This window comes from Pseudomonas sp. HUK17, from assembly GCF_001566765.1.
This window is the reverse complement of sequence record NZ_LSMW01000015.1, coordinates 111,277-124,308: the sequence shown is the minus strand read 5'-3', so window position 1 is coordinate 124,308 and position 13,032 is coordinate 111,277. Positions and strand designations below refer to the sequence as shown.

General features: G+C 65.2%; 14 protein-coding genes. 3 read left to right on the top strand and 11 right to left on the bottom strand.

The window, feature by feature from the left end; genetic code table 11:
- Positions 1-72 precede the first annotated feature (72 nt).
- Complete coding sequence (locus tag AX284_RS10850) at positions 73-690, top strand: DedA family protein (RefSeq protein WP_017638873.1); 618 nt, start codon at positions 73-75, stop codon at positions 688-690.
- On the opposite strand, the gene AX284_RS10845 is transcribed toward AX284_RS10850, so the two are convergent.
- The 9 genes from AX284_RS10845 to ttcA all read right to left on the bottom strand — a co-directional run bounded on the left by AX284_RS10845 (position 687) and on the right by ttcA (position 8,922).
- Entirely contained in the window at positions 687-2,933 is a 2,247-nt protein-coding gene (locus AX284_RS10845; protein ID WP_068385333.1) for a xanthine dehydrogenase family protein molybdopterin-binding subunit, read from the bottom strand. The two genes, AX284_RS10850 and AX284_RS10845, sit on opposite strands and share 4 nt — an antisense overlap.
- Positions 2,930-3,412, bottom strand: coding sequence for a (2Fe-2S)-binding protein (locus AX284_RS10840; RefSeq protein WP_068385330.1), 483 nt, complete (start codon positions 3,410-3,412; stop codon positions 2,930-2,932). Before AX284_RS10840 ends, AX284_RS10845 begins: the two co-directional genes overlap by 4 nt.
- 2 nt (positions 3,413-3,414) lie before the next feature.
- Entirely contained in the window at positions 3,415-4,641 is a 1,227-nt protein-coding gene (locus AX284_RS10835; RefSeq protein ID WP_068385326.1) for a c-type cytochrome, read from the bottom strand.
- Positions 4,642-4,922: 281 nt separating this feature from the next.
- Complete coding sequence (locus AX284_RS10830; protein WP_007159236.1) at positions 4,923-5,243, bottom strand: hypothetical protein; 321 nt, start codon at positions 5,241-5,243, stop codon at positions 4,923-4,925.
- Between the two features lie 54 nt (positions 5,244-5,297).
- Positions 5,298-5,834, bottom strand: a complete 537-nt coding sequence (locus tag AX284_RS10825) for a C40 family peptidase (RefSeq protein ID WP_068385323.1) — start codon at positions 5,832-5,834, stop codon at positions 5,298-5,300.
- A 96-nt stretch (positions 5,835-5,930) separates the two neighbouring features.
- Entirely contained in the window at positions 5,931-6,569 is a 639-nt protein-coding gene (locus AX284_RS10820) for a C40 family peptidase (protein WP_153015341.1), read from the bottom strand.
- A 96-nt stretch (positions 6,570-6,665) separates the two neighbouring features.
- The gene (locus tag AX284_RS10815) at positions 6,666-7,430 is read right to left on the bottom strand and encodes an NAD-dependent protein deacylase (RefSeq protein WP_068385316.1); all 765 of its coding nucleotides are present in this window, start codon (positions 7,428-7,430) and stop codon (positions 6,666-6,668) included.
- A complete protein-coding gene (locus AX284_RS10810; RefSeq protein ID WP_017638880.1) occupies positions 7,427-8,098 on the bottom strand; it encodes a DNA-3-methyladenine glycosylase I in 672 nt (223 codons plus the stop codon). Before AX284_RS10810 ends, AX284_RS10815 begins: the two co-directional genes overlap by 4 nt.
- Positions 8,098-8,922, bottom strand: a complete 825-nt coding sequence (gene ttcA / locus AX284_RS10805; protein ID WP_068385313.1) for a tRNA 2-thiocytidine(32) synthetase TtcA — start codon at positions 8,920-8,922, stop codon at positions 8,098-8,100. Before ttcA ends, AX284_RS10810 begins: the two co-directional genes overlap by 1 nt.
- A 97-nt stretch (positions 8,923-9,019) precedes the next feature.
- On the opposite strand from ttcA, the gene AX284_RS10800 reads away from it, so the two are divergent.
- Both AX284_RS10800 and AX284_RS10795 read left to right on the top strand, forming a co-directional pair.
- Complete coding sequence (locus AX284_RS10800) at positions 9,020-9,640, top strand: DNA-J related domain-containing protein (protein WP_017638881.1); 621 nt, start codon at positions 9,020-9,022, stop codon at positions 9,638-9,640.
- A 25-nt stretch (positions 9,641-9,665) separates the two neighbouring features.
- Positions 9,666-10,160, top strand: a complete 495-nt coding sequence (locus tag AX284_RS10795) for a SprT family zinc-dependent metalloprotease (RefSeq protein WP_068385310.1) — start codon at positions 9,666-9,668, stop codon at positions 10,158-10,160.
- Positions 10,161-10,203: 43 nt separating this feature from the next.
- On the opposite strand, the gene AX284_RS10790 is transcribed toward AX284_RS10795, so the two are convergent.
- Positions 10,204-10,941 carry a dienelactone hydrolase family protein gene (locus tag AX284_RS10790; RefSeq protein ID WP_068385307.1) on the bottom strand — a complete coding sequence of 246 codons (738 nt, stop codon included), beginning with the start codon at positions 10,939-10,941 and terminating at the stop codon, positions 10,204-10,206.
- Between the two features lie 55 nt (positions 10,942-10,996).
- Positions 10,997-12,901, bottom strand: coding sequence for a molecular chaperone HtpG (gene htpG, locus AX284_RS10785; protein WP_064306644.1), 1,905 nt, complete (start codon positions 12,899-12,901; stop codon positions 10,997-10,999).
- Positions 12,902-13,032 lie beyond the last annotated feature (131 nt).

Genomic DNA, 13,032 nt, shown 5'->3' with positions numbered 1-13,032 from the left:
CAAGCTGTTGAAACGGCGGACAGACTGCGGGCGCCGCGTAGTCTTAGGACTTTTCGGCAAGAGTAGCCTCCCATGGAATCCCTGACGCAATCGCTGCTTGGCTTTATCGAAACCCACCAGGCCTGGGCGCCGCTGATCGTCGGCCTGCTCGCCTTCGGCGAATCCCTGGTGCTGCTGGGCGTCTTCATTCCGGCCACGGCGCTGATGCTGGTAGTCGGTGGTCTTGCCGGCTCCGGAGTCCTCGCGCCCGTGCCCCTGGTGCTGGCTGCCATCGTTGGCGCCATCCTCGGCGACATCTGCTCCTACATCATCGGCCGCTGGCTCGGTCCCAGCATCGTTCACCGCCCGCCCTTTCGCCGCTATCGCAAGCAGGTGGCCAAGACCCGGCTGTTCTTCCGCCGCTATGGCTTCTTCGCCGTGTTCGGCGGGCGTTTCCTGACCATGATCCGCAACACCGTCCCCCTGGTGGCCGGGATGATGGCGATGAACCAACTGCGCTTCCAGTCGGCCAACGTGTTGTCGGCCATCGTCTGGGCGCCGCTGATGATGGGCCCGGGCTACCTCGCGGCCAAGGGCGCCAACCATTTCAGTTTTGCCGGCAACGAACCCCTCTGGATCGGTGCGGGGGTCGTCGCCTTGCTGGGCGCCGGCGCCGTGCTGTTCTTCAAGCAGCGGCTGAAACGCGCCTAACGCCGGGCGGCCAGCGCCTCGCGCAGGCGCTCACGATTCAGCGGCACCTCGCGCAGCCGCAGACCGGTCGCCGCCGCCACGGCGTTGGCGATGGCCGCGGGGATGGCGGCAGTGGAGGCCTCCCCGGCACCCACCGCCGGCTCCTCGGGACGATCGATCAGCTCCAGTTCCAGCTCGGGCAATTCATTGAAGGTCAGCGGCGGATAGGCGCCCCACTCCAGACTCGTCACCCCCTGGTGATCGAAGCGCACCGCCTGCTTGAGGGTCCGGGCGATGCCCTGCACCACGCAGCCCTCCAGCTGATTGCGCAAGCCGTCCGGATTGACGATCAGACCGCAGTCGTGGGCCACCACCACCCGCGTGACCCGGATACCCGTGGCCTCGCTCACCGCCACCTCCACCACCGCAGCCACATAGGCGTTCTCGTTTTCGTAGCGCAGGAAGGCCAAACCCTGCCCCTTCACCAACGCGCCGTCCCAGGCCTTTTCGTGCGCGGCGGGCGGTTGCCACCCGGCCTTGGCGGTGGCGGCCTGTAGCACCGCCCGCGCGCGTGGGTCCTGCAGATAGCGCAGGCGGAATTCCAGTGGATCGACACCTGCCGCTAGGGCCAGCTCGTCCATGAAGGATTCATTGGCGAAGGTGTTGCCGACTGCCCCCAGGGCACGCAAGGCCGACGGCCGCAACGGTGAATCCCCGGCTTCCAGCCAATGAGTGGCCACCTGGACATTGAGCAGATCGTAGTCCAGCGGCACATTGCGATTGCCGCCGCCCCTACCGCCCTTGAGCGGCAGGCTGTAGGCCAACTGCCCGGCGAGCAGCGCCGCCTTGCCGGTCTGGCCATTGGGTCGGGTCAGATGGGTGGGCGTCCAGTTGGCGAAGCGCCAGGCCAGCAGATCGCCAGTCACACTCAGGCCGCCGGCCAGACGCATCAGCATCGCCGGCCCCTTGGGATTCCAGCCGTGCTCGTCGGCCCGACTCCATTGCACCCGCACCGGACGGCCGCACAACTTGGAGAGTAGTGCCGCATCGGCCGCCGCATCATCGGCGCCGTTGTGGCCATAGCAACCGGACGCCTGCTGATAGATGACATGGATACCGTCTTCCGGCAGCCCCAGCAGGTCCGCCAGTGCCGCCCTGAGCTGATAGACGCCCTGGGTACCGCTCCAGACGGTAGCGCCCTCGGCCCCCACGTCCGCGACTGCGCAGGAGGGACCGATGGAATCGTGATTCTGATAGGGCCAGCGATACTCGGCCTCCAGGCGCTGCGCAGCGCTCGCCAGTTCGCCCGCGACATCGCCGGTCTCCTGCTGGATGTCGGCCGGTCCGGCCTTGGCTTCCAGTCGGGCATAGAGCTCGCCCGGCAGCGGCAGGTCCGGTACCAGGCTCCAGTCCACCCGTAGCGCCGCCGCGCCCTGTCGCGCCAGCCACGCCTGCTCCGCCACCACCGCGACGAAGGCGCCTTCGTAGACCAGTCGCGCGCCGGCGGGCAGCGCACTGGCATCGATACCGCGGATGCTTACCCCTGCCAGTCGCGCCGAGCCGGTGCAGGGCGGTCGCACCACACAGCCGTGCAGCATGCCGGGCAGACGCAGGTCGTGGACATAGTCGAAATGGCCGAACAGCTTGGCGGGGATATCCTCCCGTGGCACCGAGGTGCCGACCAGGCGGTAATCCTTGACGGCCCGGGTGCGCACGGCCTGATTGACCAGCCGCCCCAGGGGCCGTCCGCCTACCAGTTCGCCATAGCTGACATAGCGTCCGGTGGGATCGCCGCGATAGACCACGCGGCCGTCCACCGTGTCCACCACGGCCAGATCCAGCCCCAGGCGCCGCGATCCCTCCAGAAACAGGAATTGCCGCGCGCTGGCGGCGGCCTTGCGCAACTGGGCACCGCCTACCTGCAAGCTCTTGCTGCCAGCGGTAATGCCCTGGTCCGGCGTCAGCCGGGTATCGCCCTGGATCAACCGGGTGGCGGCGAAAGACACGCACAGCTCCTCGGCCACGATCTGCCGCAGCGCCGTGCTGACCCCGGTGCCCAGCTCCACCTTGCCGCTGTAGACGGTGACCTGGCCCTGGGCATCCACTGCCAGCCAGGCGTCCAGTTGGCGCTGATCGAGGGTCTTGGCCAAGCTCGCATGGTCAGTCGGGGCTGCTAGCACCTGGGCGGCGATCGGCCGCTGCAGGCTGAAACCCAGCAGCAGGACTGCACCGCCGCCAAGAAAGGTGCGGCGTGACAGCGTCATGCCGGGGCCTTCCCGTCGCGCAGCAGCACCGCCGCGCGCTTGATCGCGCGCAGGATCCGATAGTGGGTACCACAGCCGCAGAAGTTGGCGGCCAATGCCTGACGGATCTGCGCATCGCTGGGATCCGCCACCCGTGCGAGCAGGGCCTGGGCGGTCATCACCATGCCGGGGATGCAATAGCCGCACTGCGCCGCCTGTTCCTCGATAAAGGCCTGCTGCAGCGCATGAGGGGCCTCGGGCGTGCCCAGACCTTCCAGGGTCAGCACCTCGCGACCGACGAAGGAGGCTGCCGGCAACAGGCAGGCGCGCACCGGCTTGCCATCCGCCAGCACCGTGCAGGCGCCGCACTCACCCAGGCCGCAACCGAATTTCGGTCCCTTGAGGCCCAGTTCATCGCGCAAGGCCTCCAGCAGGGGCATGCGCGGGTCGACGTCGAGCTGTCGCGGCTCGCCGTTGACCTTCAATTCAATGACCGCCACCGCTATTTCTCCGCGTTACGCGCCGCTGCCACATCCTCGGGGCGGATGTCGGCGGCATGACCGCCAAAGCGGCGGCCGATGTAGGTGGCCAGATCGGCGAGCTGCTGATCGCTGAGCAATTCCCGATAGGCTGGCATGAAGGCGTGCTCGCTACGCCCCTGGCGGTCGAGACCGTCGAGCAGGACGCGCACCAGGTTAGTCCCTGTGGGATCGCGCACCACCGAGTAGTTGCTGAAGGACCGCGGATAGGGACCCGCCGGCCCCTGGTCATCCGGTGCGTGACAGCTGGCGCAAGCGGATTGCAGCAAAGCCGCGCTTTCCGCCTCCGCGGCCGTGAGAGGTCCGGCCTCTCCGGGCGGCTGCACCTCGGCGCGCGCCGGGACCGCTCCGGGCTGCGCCGGCAGGGTTCGCAGATAGGCGATCAGGGCACCGAGATCGGCGTCGTCCAGATGACGGGTGCCACCACTGACCACCTCGGCCATTGGCCCGGCCGCCACGGCTTCGCCGCGTTGATGGCCTTCGCGCAGATAGCTGGCCAGCTTGGCATCGCTCCAGCCGCCGAGGCCACGCGGATCCGCGGTGAGATTCCAGGCGGTCCAGCCCTGCTGGGTCGCGCCGGCATAGGCCCGGCCGCTGTCGAGCCCCTGACTCCAGGTCCGCGGGGTATGGCATTCCTGGCAGTGCCCCAGCGCCTCCGCCAGGTAGGCGCCTCGCGCCACCTGCGCATCGGCCGTCGCCGGTAACGGACCTGGCGTGAAGTTGAGCCACTTCCAGCCACGGATCAGCGCGCGCTGGTCGAAGGGAAAGCGCAGCGCATTGGCCGGCGGCGCATAGGGCAGCGGTCGCTGGATCTGCAGGAAGGCGAAGATGGCGGCGACGTCCTCGTCGCTCAACCGGGTAAAGGCGGTATAGGGAAAGGCGGGATAGAGCTGCTCGCCCTCACGCCCCAGCCCGTCATGCAAGGCGCGGCGAAACTCACCCACCGTCCAGTCACCCAGCCCCTGCTGGCGATCCGGGGTGATGTTGCTCGAATAGAGACGACCGAAAGGCGTGTCGAAGGCGACCCCGCCAGCGAAGGGCGCGCCATCCGGGCGGGTATGGCAACCCTGGCAGTTGCCCAGGCGCGTCAGATACTCGCCCCGCGCCAGGGTCGCCTCATCGGCGCCGGCCGATGCGACGCTAGACAGGAGCAGCATCCCCGCCAGCAGGGGCAGGGCAAAGGATCTCATCGGCCCTCCTCGTGAGATCGAACCGGACTGGCGGATGTCGCCGCGGCTTCGCCGTCATCCTAATCGCAGCGGCCAACCGCGGTGGCGTTCACCCCTGGAGGTGAGATGCAGACGACAGTTTCGGCCAGCGCGTCAGCGGCGGCCTTTACATTACCGTGCCGGTCCGGCTGCGTTCTGGCGCGGAATTACCGGATCGCTGACAGCCTCCTTTCCTGATTGCCTACCCTCAGGACAGGAAGGACAAAGACAGCAGATCTAAGCAATTATAGGGGTGGTATTACTTATCGCTTGGGCACGAAGCCATCGGGCTTGGCCGCCAGCCAGTCGACGAATTGGCGGATGCGCGCGTCGCTGAGCAGCAACTCGCGGCTGTTGTATTCCAGGGCCAGGGTCTTTTCGTCGAAGGTCTGGTGGATATGGTTGTGGCAGGGGCGGCAGACCCAGAGGGTGGCGGTGATCCGGCTGACGCGGTCGAATCTCTTGCGCACGTAGGCCTTGTCGTGCAGCGAGCGAGGGATCAGGTGATGGCGGGTGAGCGGCGCCGCCCGACCGCACAGCTCGCAGCGAGCCGGCTGGGGCGGCAGACGTATCGCCTGGGGCATGATGGGCTCCGCATGGGCTGGATACCTATTCGAGCGGCCCGGGCGAAACGGGGTTCAATAGCCGCCGGCGAGACTCGGCGTGACCAGCACCCGCTTGGCCTGCAGGTAGCTGTTCTGCCAGTAGGGTTTGGCCAGGCTGTCCAGGCGTACCGTGCCACCGGTGCGCGGCGCATGGACGAAGCGCCCCTCCCCTACATAGATGCCGGCATGGCTGACCTGACGGCCACCGGCAGTGGCGAAGAAGATCAGATCACCGGGCTGCAGGGCATTGCGCGCCACATTAGGCGAGCCCAGGGTGATCATCTCGCGGGTCGAGCGCGGCAGGGTCACCCCAGCCGCATCGCGATAGACGTAGCCGATCAGGCCGCTGCAGTCGAAACCGCCGGCCGGGGTGTTGCCGCCATAGCGATAGGGGGTGCCGACTAGGCCGATGGCCCGAAAGAGTACATCGTTGGCTGCCTGGGCCTGGCTTTCCAGCAGGGGACGAGAGACGACCGGGGCAGCCGGTGCGGGGGCCTGGGGCGGCCTGCCGGCACAGGCGGCCAGCAGTACAAAGGCGCAATACAATCCGAGGCGAGCCGCATGCGGCATTGGAGACATCCTTAGTTATCCATCGATCACCGTCGGCCTGCCACGCAGCCTCGACGGGTCCTCGAAGCGCACCGGCGAAGATCGCGGCGATACGCCTCAGCGCAATACGCGCTTGCCTTCCAGGAAACTCACCTTCCAGTACTGGTCGTTCAGGCTGTCCACCCGCACCCCGCCGCTCCGGCGACTGGAGGAATGGATGAACTTGCCTTCGCCCATGTAGATACCGGTGTGACTGACCCGGCCACGGCCGTTGCTATTGAACAGCAACAGGTCGCCAGGTTCCAGGTCGTTCTTGCTGACTACCGGTACTTCGAGATCGATGATCTCGCGGGTGGAGCGCGGCAGGGTCATGCCGGCCCGCTCGCGGAACACATAATTGACGAAACCGCTGCAATCGAAACCGGCCAGGCTACTGCCGCCACGGCGATAAGGCGTGCCCACTAGCTGGGTCGCACGGTCGAGGATCTGGTCCGCCAGATTCGGCAGCGCCTGGCGCGGGCCGACCTCGCGCTCCCAGTCGAGCTGATGCGGCGACTGGGTATGAGGGAAGACCGGGCGTTGCTGAGCACCCTCGGCCTCCACAGGCGCGGAGCCGTTGCCAGCGCCACCCAGGCCATGCAGCGAAGCGGTCTGGAACGTCCGGGAGGTAACGGGCGAATCCTGGGTAATGGTGGTGTCGGGACTTTGCGGCGCACTCGCACAGGCGGCGAGCAGACAGACAAAAGACAGGGGCACGAGGGGTGCGAGGCGGTTCCTTGGCATGGGCACGACCGTGTCGTTTTTTCAAAGTTTCGACACCTTGCCGACCTGGATCACAGATGGCAAGTTTTTTTAGCCCTCGATGTGACTTAAAAGCCGAGGAAGGACGTCTACGGCCCTTTTTTTGAGTTGAACGGTCGCCAAGCCACTCAGCGACGAACGGTCCGGATTGATCTCGATGAGGTCACCACCCTGCGCCAGGGTCTGCCCGATCGGCGCCTGGATATAGCCGAAGGCCGCCGTGGTGCCGACGGCGATCACCAGATCGAAGCCCTCCTCCGCTGCATCCTGCAGACGCTGCAGTTCGGTGATCGGCAGGGCTTCCTCGAACAGGACCACGGGTGGCCGCAGGATCCCGCCGCAAGAGTGACAGCGCGGTGGCAACGGACCTGCCAGACAGGCCTGGGCATCCGCTACCGCCTGGCCACACCTCATGCAGGCCAGCGGTTCGAGTTGCCCATGGATCTCGATCAAACGCTCCGCTGGAAATCTCGACTGTCGATGAAAGCCGTCGATGTTCTGGGTCAGCACCCAGCTGCCAAGGTGACGCACGCCGAAAGCGGCAATCGCCCGGTGCGCCGCATTGGGCACCGCCGCGGCGCAGGCCTTTCCGAGTTGAGCCAGGTAGCGCCAGCAGACGTCGGGACGCTGCCGCAACATGCTGCCCGACAGCGCCGCCTCGATGGGAACGCCCTCTTCGGTGAGGCCGTTGTACAGCCCACCCAGGCCGCGATAGGTCGGCAAGCCCGAGTCGGCGGACAGCCCTGCCCCGGTGATGAACAGCACCCGCTCAGCCCGTTCGAGCAGGCCTTGAGCGCGCGTCAGGGCATCACTCAATGATTCACCGTCAGAGCCAGCATCACCGACAGCTGGCAGAGCGGACGCCCGCTCTGTTCCTGCCAGAGGTTGAAGGCCTCCTGCATCTTCTGCCGATCGCGCTTGGCGGTGGGCGCCTTGTCGAGGATGTTCTGCGCCTTGAGGGCCGTCACCACGTCGTCGGTCGCCAGGAAGGTGTCCTTGCCGGCCATGCGCAGGAAGCGCTGCGCCGACAGGCCACCCAACTGATTGCCACGCTTGGTCAGCAGCTCCCACAGGCCGACAATGTCCTGCCCCGGCCAATCGGCCAGCAACTGGCCGAAGCTGCCGTGGCTGCGCTGGAAATCGAGCACCATCTGAGCGTTGATGGGCACGCTACGCAGCTTGCCCAGGTGGCGGATCAGCCGCGCATCCTGCATCAACCGCTCCAGGCGTTCGCCGCCCATGAGCACCACCTTCTCCGGATCGAAGCCGAAGAAGACCTCCTCGAAGGCCGGCCACTTGGCATCCACCAGGCTGTGCTTGAGTCCGGCGCGAAAGATGCGGCGGGTCAGCAGCGACAGATAGCGGTCATCGCCCACGGACCTCAGGGTCGCGGCGTCCACCGGTTGCGGCAGCCGCGCCTCCAGGGCCGCGCGGGAGCCGCAGCGGTTGAGAGCGTATTCGAGCAGCCAGGCGTAATCCCGCATCAGAGATTCATCACCTGGACGAAGCGCGGCGTCGCGCTGTCATCGATCTTGAGACTGGCGAAGTCGAACAGCTCGCGATCCGCCAATTGCGACGGCACCACGTTCTGCAGGGCACGGAACATGATCTCGGTACGCCCCGGCGTCTTGCGCTCCCACTCCAGCAGCATCTCCTTGACCACCTTGCGCTGCAGGTTTTCCTGGGAGCCGCAGAGGTTGCAGGGAATGATGGGGAATTCGCGCAAGAGCGCGTAGGCCTCGATGTCCTTTTCGTTGCAATAGGCCAGCGGGCGGATCACCACGTTGCGGCCGTCATCGGCCCGCAGCTTGGGGGGCATGGCCTTGAGCGTGCCGCCATGGAACAAATTGAGGAAGAAGGTTTCTACCATGTCGTCGCGATGATGGCCCAGCGCCATCTTGGTCGCACCGATCTCGTCGGCGAAGGTGTAGAGGATGCCCCGCCGCAGGCGCGAGCACAGCGAACAGGTGGTCTTGCCCTCGGGGATCTTTTCCTTCACCACGGAATAGGTATCACGTTCCAGAATGTGGTACTCGACTCCCAGTTCCTTCAGGTACTGAGGTAAAACGTGCTCAGGAAAGCCCGGCTGCTTCTGGTCGAGGTTGACCGCCACGATCTCGAAGCGAATCGGCGCGACCTTCTGCAGATAGAGCAGCATGTCGAGCAGGGTGTAGCTGTCCTTGCCACCGGACAGGCAGACCATGACCTTGTCGCCGTCCTCAATCATGTTGTAGTCGGCGATGGCTTCGCCGGTAAGACGGCGCAGGCGTTTCTGCAGCTTGTTCTGGTTGACCGAAAGGGTGCCCATGGATGAATCCGCGAAAGGAAAAAACGAAAGGCCGGCATTTTACGCGCAAAGCGTCCGCCGCCCTACCCCGAACGTCAGTCCGCAGCGACCGGCAGCCATGAGCGAGACCCAGGCGCTCATGACGGCGCTCCATCAGGAACTGCTCCGGGCCAAGTCCGGCCTGTCGGAGTACGAGTTGCTGCAGGCCTTGCGCCGGGCGGGGTCGCCCCTGGTGCCCCCGCGCCCGGTGACCGACAACTACGAACTCTTCCGCCTGCACTTTCGCGTCTTCAACGCGCTCTACCGCCTGCGTGACCAACTGCGCGCCGAACAGCGCGCCGAACTCATCATCAGCGCCCTGCGCATCGAACTGCGGCCCTACCTGCGCGCCCGTGCCGGGCTGGTGGTGGCCGATCCGTTGCGCGCCTACTACCTGGATCTCACCCAGCTCGAAACCACCACCCCGGAAGACGTGGCCGATCTGCTCAATCACTTCTGGGCGCTGGTCAATGGCGAGTCGGAACTGCTGGAAGCCCTGCGCCTGCTAGGCCTGGATCGCTCGGCCGACTACGGCCAGATCCGCCGCCGCTATCGCCAGCTCGCCAGCCGTCATCATCCCGATCACGGCGGCAGCACCGGCCGGCTACAAGCCATCAACGCGGCCATGGATACGCTACGGCGGCACTACGGTCACCAGCCGACCGCGGACGCTAGGGCGCAGGCACGAGCTTCGGCATAATTGCCCGGTTCCCCAGAGGTTGCCCATGCCTGAACCACTCAAAGACCGGGTCGAAGACTGCTATCGCCAGGCCGAGGCCTTCTTCAAACGCCGCTTTCCTCGTCCCGACGTCAGCCTGGCCTTGCGTGGCCAGCGCGCAGGCGTTGCCCATCTCACCGAGAATTGGCTGAGATTCAACAAGCAGCTCTATCAGGAAAATACCGTCCACTTTCTCGAACAGACCGTCGCTCACGAGGTGGCGCATCTGGTGGCGCATCAGTTGTTCGGTGGCCGTATCAGGCCCCATGGCGAGCAGTGGCAGCTGATCATGCGGGGCGTCTATGGCTTGCCGCCGGATCGCTGCCATACCTATGAGCTGCCACAGCGCGCCCGAACGCTCTATCTATATCGCTGCAATTGCCCGGATGGTCGCTTCGAGTTCACCGCCCAGCGGCACGCCCTGGTACGCAAGGGACGGCGCTATCTGTGCCGACGCTGCCATGGACCGCTGGCCTTCACCGACGAAGTGATCAGCGGCTGAGCCTGCCAGACCCGTTCCGGGTACCGGCAGGCAGGGAAAGCACTCAGCCCTGGGCGAAGACTTCGTCGAACAGGTTGTGCATCGCCAGGAAGGCGCGCTTGGCCACAACCGGGTGGTACTGCTGCTTGCCCGGATTATTGGCTTCGGGATCGGTGAAGGAATGCACCGCGCCGCCATAGCTCAGCAACTGCCAATCCACCTGGGCGGCATCCATTTCCTGGCGGAAGCCAGCGAGCTGCTCGTCAGGCACCATGGGATCGGCGGCGCCGTGCAGCACCAGCACCGGACCGGTGATACGCGCCGCATCGGCCGGGTTGGGCGTATCCAGATTGGCGTGGAAGGTCACCACGGCGCTCAGCGGGGCCCCGTCGCGCGCCAGTTCCAGAGCCGCGCAGCCGCCAAAACAGAAGCCGATAGCAGCGATCTGGTGGACGTCCACCGCCGCCGTCTCGGCCTGGGCGACCAGGGCCGCATAGGCTGCCTGCATGCGCTGGCGCAGCAGGGCGCGATCGCCGCGGATCGGCGTCATGGCCGCCAGGGCCTCGTCGGCGTTCTGCGGACGCACATTGCGACCGTAGAAATCCACTACCAGGTAAGCCAGGCCGTCGGCCTCGGCCAGCGCCTTGGCCTGCTCGACGGCGCCATGGGACACCCCCATCCAGTTGGGTGCAAACAATACGCCCGGACGGGTCGGATTACCGCTGGTGGCGTACACCAGCTGGCTCTCGAACGGTTCACCATCGATTTCGTAGGCAACGGGTTTTACAGTGACATCGACCATGGGGTCCTCCAAAGGGTGGATAGAAAGAAGCCCGCCGAGGCGGGCTTCTCTATCTTTAAGCGGACAATTCCACCAGCAGTTTGTTTAACCGGCGGACATAGGCGGCGGGATCCTTGAGGCTATCGCCCGCGGCCAGTGCAGCCTGATCGAACAGGATGTGCGACAGGTCGGCGAAGCGGTCCTCATCGGGCTCGCCATCGAGTTTCTCGATCAGCGGGTGCTGCGGATTGATCTCGAAGATCGGCTTGGAGTCCGGCGCCTTCTGGCCGCTGGCTTCCAGGATCCGGCGCATCTGCAGACCCAGGTCCTGCTCACCGATGGCCAGGATCGCCGGCGAATCGGTCAGACGATGGGAAACGCGGACTTCGCTGACCTGGGCGTCCAGGGCCTGCTTGAGGCGCTCGACCAGGCCTTCCTTGGTTTTGGCGACCTCTTCCTGGGCCTGCTTGTCTTCTTCGCTGTCCAGCTTGCCGAGGTCGAGATCGCCACGAGCGACGTCAACGAAGTGCTTGCCGTCGAATTCGGTGAGGTAGCTCATCAGCCACTCGTCGATGCGATCGGTCAGCAGCAGCACCTCGACACCCTTCTTGCGGAAGACTTCCAGGTGCGGGCTGTTCTTGATCTGGGCATGGCTCTCGCCAGTCAGGTAGTAGATCTTGTCCTGACCTTCCTTCATGCGGCCGATGTAGTCAGCCAGGGACACGTTCTGAGCGTCGTCGCCGTTGTGGGTCGAGGCGAAGCGCAGCAGACCGGCGATCTTCTCGCGGTTGGCGAAGTCTTCCGCCGGACCTTCCTTGAGCACCTGACCGAAGTGGCCCCAGAACGACTGGTACTTTTCCGGTTCGCTCTTGGCCAGCTTCTCCAGCATGTCCAGCACGCGCTTGGTCAGCGCCGACTTCATGGAGTCGATCACCGGATCCTTCTGCAGGATCTCGCGGGAGACGTTCAGCGACAGGTCGTTGGAATCCACCACACCCTTGATGAATCTCAGGTACAGCGGCAGGAACTGGTCGGCCTGGTCCATGATGAAGACGCGCTGCACATAGAGCTTGAGGCCCTTGGGTGCTTCGCGCTGATACAGATCGAAGGGCGCACGGGCCGGCACGTACAGCAGCGAGGTGTATTCGAGCTTGCCCTCGACCTTGTTGTGGCTCCAGGTCAGCGGATTCTCGAAGTCATGGCCGACGTGCTTGTAGAACTCCTGGTAGTCCTCGTCCTTGAGTTCGGTACGCGGACGGGTCCAGAGCGCGCTGGCACGGTTGACGGTTTCCCACTCGGCGGCGGTCGGCTGCTCGTCCTCGCCACCCTGCTGCTCCTTGGGCAGCTCGATGGGCAGGCCGATGTGGTCGGAGTACTTCTTGACCACGTTGCGCAGGCGCCAGCCATCGGCGAATTCGGTTTCCTCAGGCTTGAGGTGCAGCACGATGCGGGTACCGCGCTCGGGCTTGTCGATGTTCGCGACCTCGAACTCCCCTTCCCCCTTCGACGACCAGTGCACGCCTTCGGCGGCAGGCTGGCCGGCACGGCGGGTATAGACATCCACCTGGTCGGCGACGATGAAGGCCGAGTAGAAGCCCACGCCGAATTGACCGATGAGGTTGGAATCCTTCTTCTGGTCACCGCTGAGGTTCTTCAGGAAGTCGGCGGTGCCGGACTTCGCGATGGTGCCGAGGTGGGCGATCACCTCTTCGCGGCTCATGCCGATGCCGTTGTCTTCGAGGGTGACCGTGCCGGCCTCCTTGTCGAAGCTCAGGCGAATCTTCAGCGTATCCCCGCCTTCGAGCAGTTCGGGCTTGGACAAGGCCTCGAATCTGAGCTTGTCGGCCGCGTCGGAGGCGTTAGAAATCAATTCGCGCAGGAAGATTTCCTTGTTGGAATACAGCGAGTGAATCATCAGGTGAAGCAGCTGCTTCACTTCGGTCTGGAAGCCTAGGGTTTCCTTTTGAGTCTCCACACTCATGCTACGAACTCCGCTATCGATAGGTACGCACCAGATGCCTGGCGATGTCGCCGAGATGGGGGCGCCCGGAGACATTTCAACCTTGGCGCGCTCGGTTCGCGATGCAGGTAGGAATTTGCGCGATGCTCGAG